Annotated in this window: 19 protein-coding genes; 8 read left to right on the forward strand and 11 right to left on the reverse strand. The window is 58.0% G+C overall.

The window, feature by feature from the left end:
• Window positions 1–146 precede the first annotated feature (146 nt).
• Window positions 147–1,646: an MFS transporter gene (locus ABRP93_RS03135; RefSeq protein ID WP_349886867.1), complete on the forward strand. Its 1,500-nt coding sequence runs from the start codon at window positions 147–149 to the stop codon at window positions 1,644–1,646.
• Between the two features lie 95 nt (window positions 1,647–1,741).
• Here the strand turns inward: ABRP93_RS03135 and gyrB are convergent, their stop codons facing one another.
• From gyrB to dnaA, 5 genes are all read right to left on the reverse strand, one after another.
• The gene (gene gyrB / locus ABRP93_RS03140) at window positions 1,742–3,811 is read right to left on the reverse strand and encodes a DNA topoisomerase (ATP-hydrolyzing) subunit B (RefSeq protein ID WP_349836850.1); all 2,070 of its coding nucleotides are present in this window, start codon (window positions 3,809–3,811) and stop codon (window positions 1,742–1,744) included.
• 168 nt (window positions 3,812–3,979) lie between these two features.
• On the reverse strand, window positions 3,980–4,549 hold the full coding sequence (locus ABRP93_RS03145; RefSeq protein WP_349836849.1) for a DciA family protein: 570 nt from the start codon (window positions 4,547–4,549) through the stop codon (window positions 3,980–3,982).
• A complete protein-coding gene (gene recF / locus ABRP93_RS03150; RefSeq protein ID WP_349886868.1) occupies window positions 4,546–5,736 on the reverse strand; it encodes a DNA replication/repair protein RecF in 1,191 nt (396 codons plus the stop codon). The genes ABRP93_RS03145 and recF overlap by 4 nt, the downstream gene beginning before the upstream one ends.
• Complete coding sequence (dnaN, locus tag ABRP93_RS03155; RefSeq protein WP_239275422.1) at window positions 5,736–6,917, reverse strand: DNA polymerase III subunit beta; 1,182 nt, start codon at window positions 6,915–6,917, stop codon at window positions 5,736–5,738. Before dnaN ends, recF begins: the two co-directional genes overlap by 1 nt.
• A gap of 619 nt (window positions 6,918–7,536) precedes the next feature.
• Entirely contained in the window at window positions 7,537–9,237 is a 1,701-nt protein-coding gene (gene dnaA, locus ABRP93_RS03160; RefSeq protein WP_349886869.1) for a chromosomal replication initiator protein DnaA, read from the reverse strand.
• A gap of 673 nt (window positions 9,238–9,910) precedes the next feature.
• On the opposite strand from dnaA, the gene rpmH reads away from it, so the two are divergent.
• From rpmH to ABRP93_RS03195, 7 genes are read left to right on the forward strand one after another with little or no spacing between them, the layout of a single operon-like run.
• Window positions 9,911–10,054, forward strand: coding sequence for a 50S ribosomal protein L34 (gene rpmH, locus ABRP93_RS03165; RefSeq protein WP_005275994.1), 144 nt, complete (start codon window positions 9,911–9,913; stop codon window positions 10,052–10,054).
• Between the two features lie 3 nt (window positions 10,055–10,057).
• Window positions 10,058–10,438: a ribonuclease P protein component gene (gene rnpA / locus ABRP93_RS03170; RefSeq protein ID WP_349852949.1), complete on the forward strand. Its 381-nt coding sequence runs from the start codon at window positions 10,058–10,060 to the stop codon at window positions 10,436–10,438.
• Complete coding sequence (gene yidD, locus ABRP93_RS03175; protein ID WP_172596733.1) at window positions 10,426–10,707, forward strand: membrane protein insertion efficiency factor YidD; 282 nt, start codon at window positions 10,426–10,428, stop codon at window positions 10,705–10,707. The genes rnpA and yidD overlap by 13 nt, the downstream gene beginning before the upstream one ends.
• A gap of 13 nt (window positions 10,708–10,720) precedes the next feature.
• Window positions 10,721–11,704: a membrane protein insertase YidC gene (gene yidC / locus ABRP93_RS03180; RefSeq protein WP_023024601.1), complete on the forward strand. Its 984-nt coding sequence runs from the start codon at window positions 10,721–10,723 to the stop codon at window positions 11,702–11,704.
• Between the two features lie 33 nt (window positions 11,705–11,737).
• Window positions 11,738–12,337, forward strand: a complete 600-nt coding sequence (gene rsmG, locus ABRP93_RS03185) for a 16S rRNA (guanine(527)-N(7))-methyltransferase RsmG (protein ID WP_349886934.1) — start codon at window positions 11,738–11,740, stop codon at window positions 12,335–12,337.
• A 10-nt stretch (window positions 12,338–12,347) separates the two neighbouring features.
• Entirely contained in the window at window positions 12,348–13,196 is an 849-nt protein-coding gene (locus ABRP93_RS03190; protein WP_349852948.1) for a ParA family protein, read from the forward strand.
• Between the two features lie 6 nt (window positions 13,197–13,202).
• On the forward strand, window positions 13,203–14,243 hold the full coding sequence (locus ABRP93_RS03195; RefSeq protein WP_023024595.1) for a ParB/RepB/Spo0J family partition protein: 1,041 nt from the start codon (window positions 13,203–13,205) through the stop codon (window positions 14,241–14,243).
• 75 nt (window positions 14,244–14,318) lie between these two features.
• Here ABRP93_RS03195 and ABRP93_RS03200 read toward each other — a convergent pair whose 3' ends face one another.
• From ABRP93_RS03200 to pepN, 6 genes are all read right to left on the reverse strand, one after another.
• Window positions 14,319–15,680: an MFS transporter gene (locus ABRP93_RS03200; protein WP_349886871.1), complete on the reverse strand. Its 1,362-nt coding sequence runs from the start codon at window positions 15,678–15,680 to the stop codon at window positions 14,319–14,321.
• A gap of 141 nt (window positions 15,681–15,821) precedes the next feature.
• Complete coding sequence (locus ABRP93_RS03205) at window positions 15,822–17,003, reverse strand: N-acetylmuramoyl-L-alanine amidase (RefSeq protein WP_034659476.1); 1,182 nt, start codon at window positions 17,001–17,003, stop codon at window positions 15,822–15,824.
• 82 nt (window positions 17,004–17,085) lie between these two features.
• Window positions 17,086–17,409, reverse strand: coding sequence for a thioredoxin (gene trxA / locus ABRP93_RS03210; RefSeq protein WP_005280453.1), 324 nt, complete (start codon window positions 17,407–17,409; stop codon window positions 17,086–17,088).
• A 7-nt stretch (window positions 17,410–17,416) separates the two neighbouring features.
• A complete protein-coding gene (gene trxB / locus ABRP93_RS03215) occupies window positions 17,417–18,343 on the reverse strand; it encodes a thioredoxin-disulfide reductase (RefSeq protein ID WP_005275966.1) in 927 nt (308 codons plus the stop codon).
• Window positions 18,344–18,475: 132 nt separating this feature from the next.
• Window positions 18,476–19,024 (reverse strand): RNA polymerase sigma factor, encoded by a 549-nt coding sequence (locus ABRP93_RS03220; RefSeq protein WP_023024591.1) that lies wholly within the window; start codon window positions 19,022–19,024, stop codon window positions 18,476–18,478.
• Window positions 19,025–19,117: 93 nt separating this feature from the next.
• On the reverse strand, window positions 19,118–21,637 hold the full coding sequence (pepN, locus tag ABRP93_RS03225; RefSeq protein ID WP_349886873.1) for an aminopeptidase N: 2,520 nt from the start codon (window positions 21,635–21,637) through the stop codon (window positions 19,118–19,120).
• Between the last annotated feature and the right edge of the window lie 14 nt (window positions 21,638–21,651).

The raw sequence follows: 21,651 nt of genomic DNA on the forward strand, positions 1-21,651 counted from the left end.
GAACTCACAATGAACATCCTCTCCTACGGACACAAGATCCGTACTAATAGGGTGTCCACTAAACGAGGGTAACCTCACACATGTAAATAATTAATTTCCACCGGTTTTCCTGCGGTTGAAGGTTATCTGGACTGCGGAGTATAAGTGTGGAAGTGACTTATTCCCCGCATCATAAATCGTCGACATCAGAAGCAAACCGTACCGATTACCCCGCCGGCCAAGACCCCGCCCGCTGGCGGGTTCTTATTATTGTGCTGGTCACGGTGTTCATGTCACTAATTAGCGTGTCCATCGTGAACGTGGCGCTGCCGTCGATCCAGTCTGGGCTTGGTGCCACGGATTCGGATGTGCAATGGGTGCTATCTGGTTATGCGCTTACCTTCGGCGTGGTCCTCGTCGCCGCCGGGCGCGCCGGCGATCTCGTGGGACGCGGGGGCATCTTCCTCCTCGGCATCGCCGTCTACACCATCAGCGCCGCCGTCGCGGGTTTCGCGCCGAATGCGCATTCTCTGAATATCGCGCGCTTTGTGCAGGGTGTTGGTGCCGGGTTGCTGAACCCCCAAGGCGTGGGAATGATTCAGCAATACTTCCGCGGGGAAGAACGCGGCCGCGCCTTTGGATACTTTGGCGCCACCGTGGGAATCGCCGTGGCCATCGGCCCGGTATTGGGCGGCTTCCTCATTAAGCTCGGTGGTCCTGACCACGGGTGGCGGCTGACCATGCTGGTCAACGCGCCTATCGGCCTGCTAGCCATCATCTTGGGCCTCATGTGGTTCCCACGCCCGCTGTTTTCCCGCGTCCGCGATGCCGCGGGCAATAAGCTGGGCATCTTCAAGGCACTGGCCACCCTGGATCCCATCGGCGCGCTCATCCTCGGCGCCGCGGTATGGTGCATCCTCTTCCCCTTCATGGACTCCACCGGCTCCCCGGCCGTGTGGTGGCTACTTCTCGCGGGTGCCCTGCTCATTGGCGTGTGGGTGCTGTGGGAGCGCCACCACAAAGCCACCGGCCACCCGCCGATGGTGGATCTCAATATCTTTGCCACCTCAAGCTTCCGCAATGGCACCATCATCGCCACGTTGTGGTTTATGGGCATTACCAGCATCTGGGTGCTCGTTGCGTTGTATTTCCAAAATGGCCTGGGCTACTCCGCGCTCGCGGCCGGCTCGGTGGGCATTCCGTCCGCTCTCCTCAACTCCATTACCGCTACCATCGCGGGCCGCAAGATCTCGCGCTACGGGCGCATGGTGGTCATCATCGGCATGCTGACCACAATCTTTGGCCTCATCGCCACGGTGGCATTCGTCTGGGGAACCACGCACTGGGGAATGAGCGAATGGTGGCTCATCCTCTCCTTGGCATTCATCGGGCTTGGCCAAGGTGCCGTGGTCTCCCCTAACCAAACCCTGACCTTGGCGCAGGTACCAGACAACTACGCCGGTTCCTCCGGCGCAGTCCTACAAACCGGCCAGCGCATCGGCACCGCCATTGGCTTGGCCGTCATTACCGCCATCGTCTTTGCCATGCTCCAAAGCACCTCCGGAGATTGGCCCGTATCCATCATGACCGGCTTTGGCGTCATCATCGCCGTCTGCCTAGTGTCCTTGAGCTTTGGTTTTGCGGATCAGCGCGCTTCCCGCAGCTAATACCTCGCCCCATAGTTAAAGCCCACCGTGGAATTATCCACGGTGGGCTCTAGCTTTTGCCTAGCCCCTGCACGCAGAAGGGCTAAGCCAACGGTTTAGATATCCAGGAAGCGGACATCCTTCGCGCGGCGGGTAATAAAGGAGCGGCGGGCGGCCACGTCATCACCCATGAGGATGGAAAACAGCTCATCGGCGCGCTGTGCGTCTTCCAGGTCCACGCGGCGCAACAGGCGCGTGGAGGGATCCAGGGTGGTCTCCCAGAGCTCGGAGGCGTTCATCTCGCCCAAGCCCTTGTAGCGCTGGATGCCGTCATCCTTGTTGATCTTGCGGTTTTGCTCCAGGCCTTCCGCCAGCAGCTTATCGCGCTCGTCATCAGAGAAGGCGTAGCCAGGCGTGCCCTTGGACCACTTCAGCTTGTAGAGCGGCGGGTTAGCCAAGTACACGTGGCCATCCTCAACCAGCTGCGGCATGAAGCGGAAGAGCAGGGTCAGCAGCAGCGTAGCGATGTGCTGGCCGTCCACGTCGGCATCGGCCATCAGCACGATCTTGTCGTACCGCAGCTTCTTGATATCGAATTCCTCGTGGATGCCGGTACCCAGCGCGGTGATGATGGCCTGGACCTCGGCGTTTTTTAAGACCTTATCCATGCGGGCCTTTTCCACGTTCAAGATCTTGCCGCGCAAGGGCAAGATGGCCTGGAACATGGAGTCACGGCCGGCCTTCGCGGAACCACCCGCGGAGTCACCCTCCACGATATAAAGCTCCGAACTCCTCGGATCCTTGGAACGGCAATCCGCGAGCTTGCCGGGCAGTCCGCCCAAATCGGTCGCGGACTTGCGGCGCACCATCTCGCGCGCCTTGCGCGCTGCCATGCGGGCATGCGCCGAGGAGACGGCCTTATTGATAATGGCCTTTGCCTCTGCCGGGTTGGCATCAAACCAGTCGTTGACGTACTCGTTAACCGAGCGCTGCACAAAGCCCTTAATCTCGGAGTTGCCCAGCTTGGTCTTGGTCTGGCCCTCGAACTGCGGATCGCCCACCTTGACCGAAATGACAGCGGCCAAACCTTCGCGGCAGTCATCACCGGAAAGGTTGCCGTCCTTGTCCTTGATGAGCTTGTGCTCCTTGGCATAGCGGTTCATCAAGGAGGTCAGAGCTGCGCGGAAGCCCTCTTCGTGCGTGCCGCCCTCGTGGGTATTGATGGTATTGGCAAAGGTGTGCACGGACTGCTTGTAGCCCTGGTTCCACTGCAAGGCCACCTCGACCTCGTGGTCCTCGCCTTTTGCCTCGAAGGACACGATGGTGGGGTGAATAGCGTTCTTGGACTTATTGAGGAATTTTACGTAGTCCGTCAGGCCCTCCGGGTAGTGGAAGGTGATTTTCTTGCGACGCTTCTTATCGGCCTTGGTGACGTTCTTGGAGTCGTCTTCCTCGTTAAAGGTATCGCCGGCATCAGGAACATCATCAAAGGACGTCTCATCCGCGCTCGCCTCACCGGATTCCGCATCCGCGATTTCCTCGAGCTCGATCTGCTCTTGGGTCACGCGTTCATCAATAAGCTCAATGGTCAGACCCTTGTTCAGGAAGGCCATCTCCTGCAGGCGACGCGCAATGGTGTCGTAGTCGAATTCGGTGGTTTCAAAGATCTCCGGGTCCGCCCAGAAGCGAATCTTGGTGCCGGTGCCGCGGGCATTGCCGCCCTCCACAAGGTCATCCGGGATGGCATTCTGGAAGTTTTGGTACCAGTGCTTGCCCTCGCGCTTGATCTCCGCCTCCACACGGGTGGACAGGGCGTTGACCACGGAAATGCCGACGCCGTGCAAGCCGCCGGAAACGGCATAGGAATCGGAGTCGAATTTACCGCCGGCGTGCAGCTGCGTCATGACCACCTGGACGGTCGGCGCCCCAGAAGCGTGCATCTCTACAGGGATGCCGCGGCCATTATCGATGACCTCAACGCCGCCGTCTTCCAAAAGCTTAACGGTAACCTTATCCGCGAAGCCCGCCATGGCCTCATCAACGGAGTTATCGACGATCTCCCAGATAAGGTGGTGCAAACCGCGCGATCCGGTGGAACCGATGTACATACCGGGGCGCTTGCGGACGGCCTCTAGACCTTCCAGGATCGTAATTGATCCAGCATCATATGCGTGTTCTTCAGCCACGGATTCGTGCTCTCCTTTTGGCTATAGCTAATTCTAAGACTTTCACTATTCTACACGCATACCCCCTACTGAATGACACCCCACACCGGCCACAGGTAGCTATGTGGCGCGCTCTGTAGTTATTTATCTTTTAAAGGGCAGAGCTAACCTGCTCCTATTAGCCACTTATCAGCCGTAGGTATCTTGCGAACCTTGCGGTTTCACCCACTGCCGCCCCTCGTAATTGCGCTGCTGCCGCGGGCCGTGGATGCGTAACTCAGCAATGACATCGGGCCCGAGCCGGTCTGCAATTTTCCGCAGGATTTCCCGCTGCAGGTAGCGCAATTCCGTGGCCCAGGTGGAGTTATCACAAGAAATGTAGACGATCTTGTCCTTGATTTTTTGCGGCTGCGTATGGGCGGCGATGCGCTCGCCCACCAGGTTTTCCCAATTTCCCATCACCCAGCCGTGCGCTAACTCATGCTCCCAGCCGCGGTGGGAAATCTCCTTTTTAATCTGTGCACCCAGGCTCGGCACATCAATCTTTCGCCGCGGCCTCCTGCCATCGGCGCCGGTAGGCCTGCCCACCTGGTAGCCGCGATAGTTCTGCGGCTGAGCATCCGCCAAGGATGGCACCGGCATCTTCGGCACTGGGCGCGTAAGCTTTGGCGGATTCTTCGAGGTAGAGCGCACCAACCGGAAGTATTGGGTGACGGGATCCGTGCGTTGCCTGCCGGTTTCCCCTTCTTCCTCACTCATTCTTCTTCCTCGCTATCCTCTCCTGCGGTTGCTTCCGTGTGCAGGGTGGAAATGCGCCCCTGGTCCGTATCTTCTACTCCTACCCGGTAACGCACGATGGGCTCCAGGTTATCCGGTAAATCCTCATCCACCGCGGCGGTGATAAGCACCTGCTCGGCCGTGGCGGCCAGGTGAACCAGCTGGGTGCGGCGCTTGGCATCGAGCTCGGCAAAAACATCATCCAAGATGAGGACCGGATCTGATCCCCCTTGTTCGCGCAGGAGCTCAAACTCCGCTAGGCGCAGGGCGATGGCATAGGACCAGGTTTCGCCGTGGCTGGCAAAACCCTTGGCCGGCTGATCCCCCAGGTGGAGCACGAGATCATCGCGGTGCGGGCCCACCAAAGAGATTCCGCGCTCGATCTCGCGCTGCCGGGCATTAGCCAGCTCGGTCAGCATCACGGCCTCCAGCACCTCGCGGTCAGAGGTATCAATGGTGGATTTATACTCCACGTGCGCAGGCCGCGACTCCGGTGCGAGGCCGGCATAGGCGGCGGGAATGTGGTCCAAGAGGGCATCGATAAGCGCCAAGCGCGCCGCAATGACCTGTGCGCCCAGGTGCGCGAGCTGGGCATCCCACGTATCCAGCGTCGATAGCGCCGAGGCGCCATCGCTATCGCCATAGCCGCGCCGCAAGCTTACCGATGCCGACTTCAACAACGCATTGCGCTGCTTTAATACCTTGTCATAATCCGCCTTAACCCCAGCTAGGCGCGGGGTGCGCGAGGCGATGATGCTATCGAGATACGCGCGGCGTCCCGCGGGCTCACCGCGCACCAAGGCCAAATCCTCAGGGGAAAACAGCACCGTTTTCACCACGCCGAGCAACTCGCGCGGGCTGCGCAGCCTCGTGCGGTTAATCTGCGCCTGGTTTGCGGCATGGGGTTTTATCAGCAGGTGGGTGGTTAATTCGCGCCCCTGGTTCACGGCAGTAAGGGACACCCGCGCGCTCTGCGCGCCCTGGCGCACCAGCGGCGAATCATGGGAGACGCGGTGGGAAGACAGGTGGGCGGTATAGCCCACGGCTTCCACGATATTGGTCTTGCCAAAGCCATTGCGGCCCACGAACAGAGTGATCCCCGGGCCCAGCTCAAGCTTTAGTTCGGGCCATGAGCGAAAATCCCGAACATCGAGATCCCGTATAAACATTAACCTGGCAGGCGAACCGGCATTAAGAGGTAGGTGAAGTTGGTCTGCGGCGTGGGGAAATTGCCATCCTCATCGGCTTCCGGCAGCTCTTCTGGCTCCGGGATCATGATGGCGGGGCGGGAAGGCTCCGTGAATCCGAAGACCACGCGGTCGGTGTTGATGACCGCTAGGCCGTCCTTCAGATAGCCCGGGTTGAAGGCGATCAAGAATTCATCGCGGCCGTGGAATGCGCACGGAAGGGTCTCGGTGGCATTACCGGCATCGGCGCCGGCGGACAGGGTGACCTGGCCATCGGCAAATTCCATGCGGATCTGCGCATTGCGATCCGTCAACAAGGAAACGCGGCGAATGGCTTCTTGCAGCGGCGCCACCTCAACCGAGGCAATATTCGTGTGCGACTTGGGAAGCAAAGGCTGGACGTTTGGGAAGTCCGCATCCAGCATGCGCGTGGTGGTTTCGCGGTTATCCGCGTGCAGGCCAAAGAGGCCATCGGCGCCGATATTATCGCCGGAGCCCACCGCGATCTCGATGGGAATATTCAAGTGTGGATCCAGGCTGCGGCCGGTATCTTGCAAGGTCTTTGCCGGGACCAAGAGCTTAGCCTCAACGTCCTCAGCAGCCGGTTCCCACTCTAGGGTGCGCATGGCCAAGCGGAAGCGGTCCGTAGCCGTCATCTCAATATCCTTGCCGTGGATATCCATGTGTACGCCAGTGAGCATGGGCAGGGTGTCATCCTTGCCGGCGGCGGATGCCACCTGCTGGATGGCCTCTGCGAAGAGCTGCGGTTGGATCGTGCCGGTGACCTCAGGCAGGACCGGCAATTGCGGGTAATCATCGAGCGGGATGAGTGGTAGCTCGAAGCGGGAGGAACCACAGGCAACCAAAGCCTTGGAATCTACCTGGGAGATCTCAACTTCCTTATTGGGCAAGGTAGCCACGATATCTGAGAGCAATTTACCGGCGACGGCGATCTGTCCGGGCTCATCCACCATGCCGGCGATGCGCACCTTGGTAGAAACCTCGTAATCAAAGCCGGTGAACTCTAAGCCGTTGTCATCAGCGGTGATGAGCATTGCGCGCAGCACTGGCTGGGTGACCTTGGAAGGCAGGCTGCGGGCAACCCACGCTACGGCGTTGGCAAGGTCATCTTTGGCAACGCGAAATGACACGGCTTCATCCATGGTGCGAAGAGCTCCTCTTAGGCGGGGTAGGAATGTGTAACTTTCAAAAGCTGGCTTCCAACTTACCGCATCCGGTGAACCTTGTAATTTTCCCTCCGCCGGTCCGAGCCAGCGCCGCGCGCTCGGGGCGGAGCACAATTCCACACATCCCCTTTCTACTTACAAGATCAGAGAAATAATTTAGTAGTAGTAATAAGCGCTGTGGGATCTGTGATCAACGGGGTAAATGACTAGTTCAGCGCGGCGATCCGGGGTGTGCCAATTCTTGTGATCTTGCTGTGATCAATTGGCCCGGAGTGTGGATAAATAAGCGGGTCATCGTTTTATCCACAGCCTGTAGTAGTTATCCACGGATCTGCACACAGTGCTGATCACAGGCGCGTCTGTGCTGGATAGGGCCTGTGGAATTTAAAACTGTGAGCAAAATCTACAAATTACATCCGTGAAATTACACAGGTGTGGATAACTCTGTGGATAGCTGTTTATGCGGTCTTCACCTGGACATAGGCGCTGGTAGGAGGTGGTGGAAGGTGGGGGCATCGGCAAGCGCAATGCTCCCTTACAAAAATGGCGCCTTCCTGTTATTTAAGGAAGACGCCACCGGGTGGTTTTGTTTGCGCTAGCCGCGACCGCGATTCTTGATGCGTTGGGTCAGGGACTGAATCTCGTCGTAGGTATTGCGCTTTTCCGTCATCTCTTTGCGGATCTTGCGATCGGCGTAGATCACTGTGGTGTGGTCCTTGCCGCCGAATTGCTCGCCAATCTTGGGCAGCGATAGCTCGGTCAATTCGCGGCAGAGGTACATGGCCAGCTGGCGGGCGTGGGCCACCGCGCGCTTCTTGCCGGCACCGCGCAAGGTTTCAACATCAATATCGAAGTATTCCGCGGTGACTTCCATGATGGAGGCTGCGGTAATTTGCCGGTCAGCAGAATCCGGCGCGAGATCGCGCAACGCAATTTCTGCCATTTCCACGTTGATCGGCTCATTGACCAGGGACGAGTAGGCGGATACGCGAATGAGCGCGCCCTCAAGCTCGCGAATGGAAGACTCGAAGCGCGAAGCGATGAGCTCCAGGACGGAGCGATCCACCTCAGTGCCATCGGCGGCGGCCTTCTTCATCAAAATGGCAATGCGGGTTTCCAGATCGGGCGGTTGAATATCCGTAATCAACCCGCCCTCAAAGCGGGTGCGCAGGCGATCCTCCAGCGTGGTGAGCTGTTTTGGCGGGCGGTCCGAGGACAAAATGATTTGTTTATTGGCCTGGTGTAGCGCATTGAAGGTGTGGAAGAACTCCTCCTGCGTGGATTCCTTGCCCTCTAAGAACTGGATGTCATCCACCATCAAAATATCGAGGTTGCGGTAGCGCCGCTTGAAGGATTCCTGGCGGTCATCGCGCAAGGAATTAATATAGTCATTCGTAAATTCTTCCGAGGACACGTATTTCACGCGCAGCCCTGGGTGCAGCACCTGTGCGTAGTTGCCCGCGGCATGCAAAAGGTGCGTTTTTCCTAGACCAGAACCACCCCAGATAAAGAGCGGGTTGTAGGCGCGGGCGGGATTTTCCGCCACCGCCACCGCCGCGCCATTGGCAAAACGATTCGAAGAGCCGATGACGAAGCTTTCAAAAGTGTGCTTCGGGTTTAGCGAGGTCTCCCGGTTGGGATCGTGCGCTGGGGCCTCTCGCGGAATGCGCGCGGCATTCGCAGATCCGCCGAACTCTGGTTGCTGGCGGTTATAGTCCTGCTGGCTGGTGTAGTGCTCCGCCAATTCATCCAGGCTTGCCGGGGCATGGCTGGAGCGCCAATTAGGCGGGGCCTGACCTGCGGTGGGGTTGTTGTTTCCGCGGGCTGCCGCCGCATCCGTTTGTTGGGGGCGGGAGACGTAATTTTGCGCGGAAGAAGTATCAGTCTGTGCCGGCGGCATGTGCTGTGCCTGCGGGTCGGGCTGGGAAGAAGGAGCCTGCCCGCTTGGCGATGCCCCTCCCGGTGCCGGTTGCGAATTCGACGGGTTAGCCGGGGGTTGCGGCTCCTGCGGGGTAGCCAAGGTGACGGCGAAGGAACACGGGCGGCCAAGGTGGCGGGTAAGGGCCTTGGAGATGTATCCGCCGAGCTCATTTTCTACAACTTCTTTGGCGTTGACATTTTCCGCTGCGACCAGCGTGTAGCCTTCCACCATCATGATCGGGCGAACCAACTGCAGGTAGAGGCGTTGCGTATGCGAAAAGCTCGGGACCTCAGAGTTGGGCTGCTCGGATTGCGCGAGCAGATCATCGACGATCGCGCGCCAGACAGCTTCTAGGTTCGCTTGTGGTTCAGTCACAACGGGCTACCTTCAATAATTCTCTCGGGGACGGGTGGACAGTAAATGACAAATTCCACGGTGGATTCCACCGCGGTTTTCACAGTGGTTTTTATCGAGTCACCTCGATCTCCACAGAGTTATCCACAGGTGTGGAAGAAATAGTTATTCACAGCTTAGTGCATGGCTGTGGATAACTTGTGATAGACCACTTTATAGCGTTGTACTGCGGAAATACTAAAACTCTCAAGTGGTTATTTAGAGTTATCCACAACGGTTTGCTAGCTGTGGAATTCGATTACTTAGTTCTACCGCCGCGAAGGCGGGTGTGTCTAACGGAAGATTTATACTTAAAATGCAAGCGGCTATGGACCATCGCGACGCGCTGGATTAGCCGCAGGATGAGCGCCAAAACTGGCCTTCTAGCTGCAGGAAAAAACACTTATGTAATTTCGGGTGTACCCGAGTGTCGATTTGTTTCCAGCGGTTTAAATCACGTAATCTGGCATGGTCTATTGCAACAGAGAGTTGCGCGTGAACAGGACAGCGTCACTTCGCATTGGCAGGGCTTACCAGAGCTCGCCGAGCGTTTGGATAACAGTGACGCGTCAGGTTCATGGAATCCATTCATCAGTGGATGTGCTGCCGTTTTGCGGCGGCAGTATGTCCACGTACAACTTCAAGGAGAATTGACGTGGCAAAGGGTAAGCGCACGTTCCAGCCGAACAACCGTCGCCGTGCACGTAAGCACGGTTTCCGTACTCGCATGAGCACCCGCTCCGGTCGTGCAATTGTGGCCGCTCGCCGCAAGAAGGGCCGCGCAAAGCTGTCCGCATAAGTCATGCTGCCAGCCCACCACAAGCTCACATCGCCGCCGCAATTTCGGCGGACGATGAAGGGCAGTCGCCGGCAGGGCACTCGCACCGTCGTCGTGCATGCGCGCGACACCATGAGTGCGAATTCCACTGGCACCATGGGCAATCCGGCCGAGATCGCGGCCACCGGGCCGCGATTCGGCCTCATTGTTTCTAAAGCCGTCGGGAATGCAGTGGTACGCCACCGCACCTCCCGGCGGCTTCGCCATGTGTGCATGACGCTCATCCCCAAGCTCCCAGCGGGCGTGGATGTTGTGATTCGTGCGCTACCTGCAAGCGCGACCGCCACCAGTGAGCAATTAGAAAAAGATATTACTAAGGCGCTGCGCAAGCAATGGGATATTTAAATACCCGTGGGGAAGAAATTCCTGCAGCCTCCGGACTGGCCGCACCGTTGGTTAAAGCGGTTCGTTTCTACCAAAAACATGTCTCGGGCCTTAAGATGGTATCAACCTGTCGGTTCGAACCGACATGCAGTGCTTATGCTTTAGAGGCGTTGTCCAGACATGGCGCGCTTAAAGGTACGGCGATGGCAATGGCTAGGGTGTGCAAATGTGGGCCCTGGCATCCGGGCGGATTCGATCCAGTCCCGGTACCGGTCACCAACAACAACTGAGGATTAAACACTCGTGCTTAATTTCATTTACTGGCCAATTTCGGCCGTTTTATGGTTCTGGCACTGGCTGCTATCCCTCGTAATGGATCCCGCATGGGGCATTACGTGGATTTTGGCCATCGTGCTGCTGACCTGGACGCTGAAGGCGCTCATGGTCAAGCCCACCGTGAGCCAGATTCGATCTTCACGCAAGATGCAGGAAATCCAGCCCAAGGTGCAGGAAATCCGCGCGAAGTACGGCAACGATCAGGCTCGAGCCGCGCAGGAAATGCAGAAGGTTTATAAGGAATCTGGCGTTCGCCCGATGGCCGGCTGCCTTCCGGTCTTGGTGCAGATTCCAATGTTCATTGGTCTTTTCCACGTGCTGCGCTCGTTCGACCGCACGGTTGCTGTAGCCGGCGGCATTGGACACCCCAGCGGCGAACCGATGTCCATTGAGGCCAACGCCAATACCGCGAACTACATCTTCAAGCCGGAGCTTGTCCAGCAATTCTTGGATGCCAAGATCTTTGGAGTCCCGCTGGTTACTAACCTCCGCCTGAACTCGCCCTTGGTGGAAGGCGTTACCACCACCACTCAGGCGGCGTTCATCATTGTGCCGATGATTGCCGTCATTGTGGTGCTGATGCACTTTAACGCGCGCATGAGCCTGAACCGCCAAGAAAAGCGCCGCGCCCAGGGCAAGACTTCCGCCCCGCAGGGTCAGAATGCGGAAATGATGCAGCAGCAGATGGCCATGATGTCCAAGATGATGCTGTGGGTCATGCCCGCAATGCTGATCTTCTCCGGCTTCATCTGGCCCATCGGTTTGCTGTTCTACATGCTGTCCAACACCGTGTGGACCTTCTTCCAGACCCGCATCATCTACGGCAAGATGGACCGCGAAGAAGAAGAGGAAGAGGCCGCTAAGATTGAGGCCAAGCGCACTACCGCTCCAAAGCCTGGCGCTCGCAAGAAAGACAACCGCACGAAGAAACAGCGGAAGAACGACAACTAAACAGCTACTGAGGAGATTCTCATAGTGTCCGAGATGGACCCGTCTGCAGTATTTGGCTCTCGCCTGCCGCTTGCGCAGGAATACCACGATTCGCTCGCTACAGACGGGTCCACTCGTGGTTTTATCGGCCCGCGCGAGGTACCGCGCCTATGGGAGCGCCACATCTTAAACTGCGCCGTTATTGAACAGGTAATCCCGGAAGGCGCCACGGCTATCGATGTCGGCTCTGGCGCCGGATTGCCCGGCATTCCGCTGGCCATTGCCCGCCCCGATCTGCACATCACGCTCATTGAGCCGCTGTTAAAGCGCTATAACTACCTCAACGAGGTGACCGAAAAGCTGGGATTAGATAACGTCACCGTGCTGCGCGGGCGCGCCGAAGAAGGCCCCATTAAAAAGGCAGTGGCCGGCGCGGACGTCGTGACCTCCCGTGCGGTAGCTCCCCTGGGAAAACTGGCAAAGTGGTCGCTTCCCCTGGTGCGCAAAGGCGGGGAAATGATCGCGCTGAAAGGTTCTTCAGTACACGAAGAGCTGGAGCGCGATGCCGCGGATATTAAGAAGGCCGGCGGCGGAAAGGCCGAGGTCACGACCGTTCACGGAACCACGATTATCCGTGTCCCGCGCGTGAACTAAAGTAGACGGCATGACTAATCCGCGCCTTATCACCATTGCTAACCAGAAGGGCGGCGTAGGTAAAACCACCTCCGCCGCCAACTTGGCCGCAGCCCTTGCTACTGAAGGCAAGAAGGTATTGGTCATTGACCTTGACCCCCAGGGAAACGCATCGACCGCCATGGGCGCGGAACATAGCTCAGGAACCGATTCCAGCTATGAATTGCTCTTGGGCGATTGCACTGCGGAAAAGGCCATGCAGGCTTCCCCGCATAATTCCAACCTTTTTTGCATCCCCGCGACTATCGATCTTGCCGGCGCGGAAATTGAGATGGTATCTCTCGTGCGCCGCGAGTTTCGGCTTTACGATGCCCTCCATAACGGGTTCCTAGAAGAACACGGCTTTGAATACGTCTTTATTGATTGCCCGCCTTCTTTGGGTTTGTTGACGATCAATGCCATGACGTGCGCGGAGGAAGTCATCATTCCTATCCAGTGTGAGTACTACGCACTGGAGGGCGTGGGCCAGTTATTGGGCAATATTACGATGATTCGTGAGCACCTCAATGAAGATCTGCATATCTCTGCGGTGCTCCTTACCATGTATGATGCACGTACACGTTTGGCCGAAGATGTGGCCGATAACGTCCGCGAGCAATTTGGCGCCGTTGTCATGGGCAACGTCATCCCGCGTTCAGTGCGCGTCTCAGAGGCGCCTGGTTACGGGACCACGGTGATTGATTACGCCCCTTCGTCCACCGGCGCACGGGCGTACCTCGCCGCGGCTCGCGAGCTCAATAGGCGCGGTGATTATCGCCCGCATCCCACCACGGGAGCGATTGGCGTGAGCCCCGAAATTTATGCGGAATTGGAAGGATAGGATTTCATGGCAGAACAAAAGCAAGGTGGCCTAGGCAAAGGCCTAGCCGCTCTCATCCCGTCCGGCCCCGACGCACCCACCCGCAAACCACGGCTGGGTGATTCCGCCGCAGATATTATCCTGGGAAATTCTACGGGAAATAGTGAGCGCAAGGCGCGCGGCGAGAAGCGCGTAAAGGGCGCTCCCACCATTCAACAGGGTTCCAGCTCCAAGGCCTCCAAGAAGCGGCAAGCTACACCGGCAGCAATCGGCGCGACCTACCGCGAGATTTCCGTGGGGGAAATCGTCCCCAACCCCAAGCAGCCGCGCACCGTTTTTGACGAAGATGAGCTCAGCGAGCTGGTTCACTCCATCCGCGAGTTCGGCCTCCTACAGCCGGTCGTGGTCCGCCCCTCCGAGGAGGGCGGATTCGAGCTCATCATGGGTGAGCGTCGTTGGCGAGCCTCCTCCAAGGCTGGCTTGGCCACCATCCCTGCCATCGTGCGCGACACCAAAGACGACAACCTGCTGCGCGATGCCCTGCTGGAAAACATCCACCGCGTCCAACTCAACCCTTTGGAAGAGGCACACGCTTATCAGCAGCTCTTGGAAGAGTTCGGGGTCACCCAGAACGAATTAGCGGACCGCATTGGCCGCTCGCGCCCACAGGTGACCAATATGCTCCGCCTGCTGCGGTTGCCGGTGGACGTGCAGAAGCGAGTCGCCGCAGGAACGCTTTCGGCCGGTCACGCCCGCGCTATCTTGGGCCTGGACGATAAGGAAGCGATGGACTACATCGCGGACCGGGTTATTTCAGAGGGCTTGTCCGTGCGCGCCACCGAGGAAGCCGTGACGCTTTATAAGCGCGACGGGAAACCCGCGGAGAATAAGAAGAAGTCCCAGGTACCACAGCCGCAATTTTTCACCGACTCGGCCGAGCGCCTCTCAGATCGTTTCGATACTAAGGTCACCGTGACCATGGGTAAGCGCAAGGGCAAGATGGTCGTAGAATTCGGCGACCAGGAGGATTTCGAGCGCATCATGGCGCTGATGGAGCGGGATAAATAACCTGCTCCTGTGGCAGGTTCCCCAGGTGCCTGCCGAATTCCCAAAGTTAGTGCCCTCCTCTTTAGAGCGAGGGCACTATTTTTTAGAAAAGATGAAGTGGCCCTTGGCTTGTTCTTCCTCGTGTTCGGCGCCAAGCGGAATGCCCTTGCGCTCGCGCAGGAGCAGGGCTGCAATAAATCCGACGATGCTTGCGGAGACAAGATAGATGGATACCGCAAAGGTCGTGCCCGTTGCTTCTACCAACGCGGCCGCGATCATCGGGGCGAAGGCACCGCCGAGAACGGAACCGATGGCATAGGTAATCGATACGCCCGAAGCGCGAATGGATGCTGGGAAAAGCTCGGTATACATGGCAGATTGCGCACCGTAGGTTAAGCCGAGCCCTATCGTCAGGAAGATGAGGGCGACATAAAGCAATCCCAGGGACGCCGTGTTAACAAGCGGGAATAGAGCCGCTGCGCCGATTGCTTGAATGACAAATCCGACGAGATACGTCGTGCGGCGTCCGATATAATCCGATAACCAGCCAGCGAAAAGCGTAAAGATGAGCCACGTGAAGGCGGACAGCGTGACGGCATTGAGGACATCGCCACGCGCGAGCGAGACCGGGCCCTCGGGGTTTGTGGCGTAATTTTGGATATAACCACCGGTGGTCATATAGCCCACGGTGCCGTTACCTGCAAAAACTAGGGCAGCGACGAGGACAAGCGGGAAATACCGCTTGAACAAGATGCCAATGGGGTTTGCCGCCTCGCGCTTCTTATTATCTGAGATCTCTTGAAAGACCGGTGACTCATCGACGCCGATACGGATGGCGTAGCCGATGATCACTAGGACGAAGGAAAGCAAGAATGGGACGCGCCAACCCCATTCAAGGAAGGCATCCCCTGGCGCGATGACATTCATGATGGATAGCACGCCAGAGGACATCAGCAGGCCGATGGGGACTCCGATTTGTGGCCCAGCGCCGAAGAGGCCGCGCTTATGGTTGGGCGCGTGTTCAACTGCAAGCAGCACCGCAGAACCCCACTCTCCCCCGGCGGAGATGCCCTGAACGATGCGGAGGAAAATCAACAGGATCGGAGCCCATACTCCCGCCGTATCGTAGGTAGGCAGGAGGCCAATCAGCGTGGTGGCCCCACCCATGGCAAAAAGGGTGACCATGAGGACGAGGCGGCGGCCAAGACGGTCACCAAAATGGCCCGCTAGGAAGGCGCCAAGTGGGCGAAAAAGGAAGGATAGGCCCACGGAGGCGAAGGAGACGATGCTGGCTACCCCACCTTCCAAGGGGCCGAACATTACCTGGTTAAAAACTAGGCCGGCGACGGCGGCATAGAGAAAGTAGTCGTACCATTCAATCGCGGTTCCGATTGTGGTGGCAGCTACTACGCGGCGCGTTTCTTTTCTGGAAATTGGGGCGGAGGTTGAGCTGCCCATTATAGGAATCCATTCAATTAGTAGATATCAATAGCTTGGACTGATACTAATCGAATGAATTCTATTGGTACAAGATAACGCAGTTAATCTTGCGCGGCGGCCAGTGATTAAGTCCGCTCTGTGCGCTCCAGCTTGTGCAGGCTAAGCCTGCTCTGCTTGAAGAAGCTCGGAGAATTTGTAGGTACCGGTAATGGCGGTGTCCTGCTCCATGAGGTACATACGCTTGACGGCGATGACGATTGCTTCTGCAATATCGTCACGGCGCTTCGGGTTGGTCAGAATTTTGACGTCCTCAGGATTGGTGAGGTAACCCAAAAAGATCTGAACAACCGGCATCTGCGTCAGGCGCAAAAGATCCCAGGTGCGGCCGTGGTTAGAACAGTCCTGCAGATCGGTGCGCGCCACGATTTCACGCTGGATGAAGCCGGAAAGGGTTTCACCAATGAGTGAGGAGTTTCCGGATTCGGAACCAAAGTAGAACGTGGCTACGCCGTGGGCCTTCTCGTTGGGATAAGAATCGCACGCCAAAGAGATGACCATATCGGCATCAAAGGCATTGGCCAGCTCGGCACGGGATTGCACGTCCGCATCATCGGTGCGGGGGCGCGAAATAATGGTTTCCATGCCGGCGGCGATCATTCGGCCTTCGATGCGTTGGGTGAGATCCCAGAGGATTTCTTGCTCAGAAATATCACCAAAACGGCCCTTGACCGTGAAGCCGGAGTCCCGGCCACTTAGTGCAGGGTCAATGACCACGCGCTTGCCCGCCAACTTTGGCCCGGCATTGCGCACACGCTCGCGCTCTAAAATATTGTGCGCCGAACCGCCGGTGATGCGGCGGCCGAGCAAGCTGAGCGCGCGAATGGTAGCCGGTCCACACACGCCGTCTTCCTGCAGCCCGCAATTGTGCTGGTATTCGGTTAAGGCAGCGTGGGTATTGCGGCCAAAATGACCATCGACGCGATCTTGATAGAAACCGAGCTCTTGCAGTTGTTGCTGCAATTGCGAAATGTCATCGCCCACCAATGGATTGGTGGGTTCATAGCTCAAAACGCGGCTGCCCAGGGTATAAGAGGCTTGGCGCAATTCGCGCAGGGTCAGATCGTCGATCTCTCCCGTTGGGAGGATGCCGCGCGATTGCTGGAATGCCTTGAGCACTTCAGCGAGATCGGCATCAAAGGTCTTATCAGTCTCGGAGTACTTCTGCTTTTTCCAGGCAGAGAGTTCGCCCGTGAAATCTGATAAGAGGCCAAGGCGAGCCAAGGTGGCGCGAGCTTCAGCTACGCGCACACTTGAATCACCAACCCGAAGAACGCGATTCACGCCTTTCACCCCTTCCACGGCCTAGGACTTTAGACCGCATGGCAGATTTCCTACTCGGTAACTTTAGTAACAAGAGTAACAGCTATAGCTGCTTTTTCACTTGCGCCACGATGTCATCTTTAGAACGCAGGCCCACAAACTCGTCGACCTTTTCGCCATTGTTGAAAATCAATACATTTGGAATGGACATGATTTGGAACATGGCGCCTAGGTTTCGTTCTTCATCGACGTTGACCTGGGCAATGGTGACTTCACCGTCGAGCTCATCTGCGACCTCTTCCAAGATCGGAGACAGCTTCTTGCATGGCCCGCACCATTCCGCCCAGAAGTCCACGACGACGGGTTTATCCGCCTCGATGACATCAGAACGGAATGTTTCAGTGGTTACCTTTTTGACGTTACTCATACTGAATCTAACGGTTTGCAGCCAAGAATTGTTCCGCATCCATGGCAGCGCGGCAGCCAGAACCTGCAGCGGTGATGGCCTGCTGATAATGGTCATCTACCAAGTCACCGCAAGCGAAAACGCCAGGCAGAGAGGTCTTAGTAGAGGGCTGGTCAACCTCAACGTAACCATTATCATTGAGCTTCACCTGGCCGTTTAGGAAGGACGAACGCGGATCGTGGCCAATGGCAACGAACATGGCGGTCACGTCCAAGGTGGAGGTTTCCCCAGTCTCAACGTCCTTGAGCTCTAGGCCGCCGACCTTGCCGTCATCCTCAAGCACGCGCTCGACAACCTTATTGGTCTCCCATTTAATCTGCTCGTTTTCCTGGGCGCGGTCCAGCATGATCTTGGAGGCGCGGAAGTTTTCGGAGCGGTTGACAATGGTGACAGACTCCGCGAACTTGGTCAGGAAGGTAGCTTCCTCCATAGCGGAATCGCCGCCGCCGATGACGGCGATATTGTGGCCCTTAAAGAAGAAGCCATCGCACGTAGCGCAGGTAGAAACACCGCGGCCGGAGAGCTCTTCCTCACCGGGAATGCCAAGGTGACGCGGTGCGGCGCCAGTGGCGAGGATTACCGTGCGGGCTTCAAAAACCTCATCGCCCACGTGGAGCTTTTTAATATCGCCCTCCAATTCAACGGAGTCGACGACTTCCATGCGCAGATCCGCACCAAAGCGGATTGACTGTGCGCGCATTTCTTCCATGAGCTCTGGGCCCATGATGCCCTTTTGGAAGCCCGGGTAGTTCTCTACCTCGGTGGTGTTCATTAATTCGCCACCGTATTCAAATCCCTCGAATACAATGGGGCTGAGTTCAGCACGAGCGGCATAAAGCGCGGCGGTATAACCGGCAGGTCCGGAACCTACGATGGCAACATCGTGGACGGTCATTGCTAACTCCCTAAAATCACAGTGTCATTTTGCGTAACGTCAAGAGTCTACCCGCCAGATTGCGAAACGTTCATATTGCAAAGGCTAGCGGCTGCGAAATTGATGCAAGAATGATGCGATATCGAGATGTAGTTAACCGATGGCTTCACGCAGTACCTCCCGCGCGCGTGCCCGGCGAGATTTAACGGTGCCAGGCTTTACGCCCTGGGCGGTGGCGACTTCGTTGACGCGGAACCCGGCGACATCGGTAAGCATGAGTGCTTCGCGCTGATCTTGCCTTAAAAGCTCCATGGCCTCGCGGACGACGAGTTGTTCCGCCAGATTTTCGGATGGGTTGTGTGCCAGCAGCGGATTGCGATCATCGGCAAAATCATCGCTATCGAGCGAGGCGTTTTCCCTATTAGCCCGGTGGTTTAAATAGTCGTAGCCGGTGTTTTTCACCAGGCGGTGCAGCCACGTGCTTAGGGCCGATTCCCGCCGGTAGCTATGGAGATTGCAGCTAGCGCGCAGGAAGGCTTCTTGCACGACATCCTGCGCATCGTATTCATTCCTTGTATAACGCCGCGCCACAGTGGTCAGCCGCTTGCGGTGGCGTTCCACGATGGCGGAAAAGGCCTTATTATCCCCCTCGATAAAAGCATCAACTAATTCTTCGTCGCTGTGGTCAGGACTTAATGGCATCTGTAGATTCCCCCCGGATCAACAAGTGTTAAAGCAATTGTGACCCGGGGAGAACTCCGGCGCGAGCCGGCAGCGGTACAGTCTATTGACCGCCTACTGTTGGGCGCGCACGCGCAGGGTGCGGCGCAGGTGGTCGCGGCACTCCAGAAGCACGCGGCGCAGCGCACCCGGCAGATCCTTATGCAGGAGTTCCGTGGTAGCGGACTCCGCCATGGAAGTTTCCGGGTAGAGGCCGCGGATTAGCCGGTTGGCGATCTCGATGGGGTGGTTATCCCAAATATCTTCGACGCGGCGGAAGAACTCTTCGGCGAATTCTTCTTGCAGCTTTGCCGAGCGCGGGGCGTTGAAGCCGGCCAGCAGGGCATCGACCTCCGCATTGGAATATTCCCCTGGCGTCAGCGCGCTATCGAAGGCGGCCCGCTTGGTCTCCGGCGTGGGGAAGGCATGGCTAGCGCCCAAGAATTCGGCGGCGCCGGTCAGAGTATTATCCCGCTGCTTTTCTGCCTCTAACTCATCCAGTGCGACGGCGTCGCGGGCGGCCAGGGCGCGCAGGATGGACCAGCGGATCTGCGGATCGAGTCGCAGGCCCTCTACCGTGCCGGCGAGCAGGTCACGCAGGCGCTCGGTACCGGAGGCCTCCGGCGTTGCGGCCAGCGCGGCAATGGCGGTGCGGGCTAGTATGAGCTGCGCATCGGAGCCTGGATCCGCGGCGCTGAGCTGTTCCCACAGCGCATCGGCGAATTCGGCGCGCACCTGTTCGCGGCGGTCTTCGGCCACATAGTGCTGGATGGCAAAGTGCGCATTGCCGTAGACGGTGGTCAGCAGCGTGGCATTGGTCTCTGCGGGTGCGTGCTTGGCGACGACGCCCACGTACTCCTCCGCATTCCACTCCCCATCCCTGGTGAGGTTCCACAGCGAGGTCCAGATGACCGCGCGGCTGAGTCCATCCTGGACCTCGGACAGGTGATCGCTGATGGTGGCAAGCGAAGCATCGTCGAAGCGGACCTTGGTGTAGGTGTGGTCGGCATCGTTAAGCAGCAGCAATGTCGGGGCCTTCTCCCCTGCCGCCTCATCCACGATGGTGCGGTGGCCGCCGGCGGGAAGGTCGATGTCGAACTCGCGGTACTTGTTCAGGTGGGCATCAAAAAGCGCCACGCTCAGGCGGTGCGGGCGGGTCGTATCCTCGGCTTCGGCGCTCACCGCGAGCTCGGTGATCTTCTCACCCTCCGTGTGCAGTTCCGGGGTGAGGGTATCCGGACCCCAGGTGCGCAGCCATGCCTTTGACCAGGAATCGAGGTCGCGGTCAGTGTGCTTTTTCAGGGCCGTGAGCAGGTCATCGAAGGTGGCCGCGGCAAACGCATGCTCCTGGAAATAATCCCGCGCCCCCGCATAAAAGTTATCGCGGCCCACGTAGTGCACGAGCTGCTTGAGCACCGCCGCGCCCTTGGCATAGGTAATGCCATCGAAGTTCTGGCGCGCGGCATCGACGTCTGGGATTTCGGCCTTGATGGGGTGTGTGGTGGGAAGCTGATCCTGCAGGTAAGCCCAGTTTTTGCGCTGGCCGGCGAAGTTGACCCAGGCCTCTTCGTAGGCGGTGGCGTGCACGGAGGCATCGGCGCCCATGAACTCGGCAAAGGACTCCTTGAGCCAGAGATCGTCCCACCACTGCGGGGTGACAAGATCGCCGAACCACATGTGGGACATCTCGTGCAGAATGGTATTTGCGCGAGCGGCCTTCTGGCTGCGGGTGGCTTTAGAGCGGAAGATATAGCTTTCCGTAAAGGTCACCAGGCCCGGGTTCTCCATGGCGCCGAGGTTATATTCCGGCACGAAGATGGAATCGTACTTGCCCCAAGGGTAGGCAAAGCCGAAGTTCTCGTGGAAATAGTCCATGCCCTGCGCGGTAAGTTCCAGAATCTCCTCGTCCAAGTATTCAAACATGGAGGCGCGGGCAAAGGCGCGCAGCTGCGCGGAGTGATCGCCATCCGGCGAGGTCCAGATGCGTTCCTGATACTTATATGGCCCAGCGGCAAAAGAGGTGAGGTATGTAGAAAGCGGCGGGGTGGGTGCGAAGCGAACCGTAGCATTGTCCCCGTGCTCCTCGCGCCCGATCTCGGGCTGATTGGAGAGGATCTGCCAGTCCTTCGGCGCGGTCATGGTGACATGGAACGGTGCCTTGAGATCCGGCTGCTCAAAGCAGGGGAAGATGCGGCGGGCATCGGAAGGCTCGAGGTGCGAGTACAGATAGGTCGCGTCATCGGCCTGGTCGTGCATGCGGTGCAAACCCTGGCCCGTACGCGAGTAGCGCGAGGCGCCAGTGACCTCAATGGTTAGCTCCTCCCCCACCGGTAGCTCGTGGAGGCTGATAAGGGTGCCATCAAAGTCGACGTCCCGCGCCTGACCGTTAACCGTAACCTGTTCTACCGATTCTCCCAAGTAGTCCAGGAAAAGCTCGGACTCGGTGGTGGTGAGCTCTATGCGGCTCGTCGCGCCGAACGTCGGGCTTTCCTTCACCTGAGATAAATCCAGGTGCAGGTGGTATGCCCGCAGGTCTACTGCTGCAGCGCGCTCCTGGAGCAGCTCGTGTTGGGTTTTATCGCGTTGTGTCGTCATAGTTAGAAACTATA

The sequence above is a fragment of the Corynebacterium sp. KPL2850 genome, from assembly GCF_040225855.1.
Lineage (GTDB): Bacteria > Actinomycetota > Actinomycetes > Mycobacteriales > Mycobacteriaceae > Corynebacterium.

Bases quoted from the DNA above. Each gene is read 5' to 3' on its own strand.
- dnaN (WP_239275422.1), bottom strand. From the start codon at position 6,917: ATGGATGAAGCCGTGTCATTTCGCGTTGCCAAAGATGACCTTGCCAAC.
- ABRP93_RS03200 (WP_349886871.1), bottom strand. From the start codon at position 15,680: ATGGGCAGCTCAACCTCCGCCCCAATTTCCAGAAAAGAAACGCGCCGC.
- yidD (WP_172596733.1), top strand. From the start codon at position 10,426: ATGGGATATTTAAATACCCGTGGGGAAGAAATTCCTGCAGCCTCCGGA.
- rsmG (WP_349886934.1), top strand. From the start codon at position 11,738: ATGGACCCGTCTGCAGTATTTGGCTCTCGCCTGCCGCTTGCGCAGGAA.
- ABRP93_RS03220 (WP_023024591.1), bottom strand. From the start codon at position 19,024: ATGCCATTAAGTCCTGACCACAGCGACGAAGAATTAGTTGATGCTTTT.
- recF (WP_349886868.1), bottom strand. From the start codon at position 5,736: ATGTTTATACGGGATCTCGATGTTCGGGATTTTCGCTCATGGCCCGAA.
- ABRP93_RS03145 (WP_349836849.1), bottom strand. From the start codon at position 4,549: ATGAGTGAGGAAGAAGGGGAAACCGGCAGGCAACGCACGGATCCCGTC.
- rnpA (WP_349852949.1), top strand. From the start codon at position 10,058: ATGCTGCCAGCCCACCACAAGCTCACATCGCCGCCGCAATTTCGGCGG.
- ABRP93_RS03190 (WP_349852948.1), top strand. From the start codon at position 12,348: ATGACTAATCCGCGCCTTATCACCATTGCTAACCAGAAGGGCGGCGTA.
- trxB (WP_005275966.1), bottom strand. From the start codon at position 18,343: ATGACCGTCCACGATGTTGCCATCGTAGGTTCCGGACCTGCCGGTTAT.
- ABRP93_RS03195 (WP_023024595.1), top strand. From the start codon at position 13,203: ATGGCAGAACAAAAGCAAGGTGGCCTAGGCAAAGGCCTAGCCGCTCTC.
- pepN (WP_349886873.1), bottom strand. From the start codon at position 21,637: ATGACGACACAACGCGATAAAACCCAACACGAGCTGCTCCAGGAGCGC.
- trxA (WP_005280453.1), bottom strand. From the start codon at position 17,409: ATGAGTAACGTCAAAAAGGTAACCACTGAAACATTCCGTTCTGATGTC.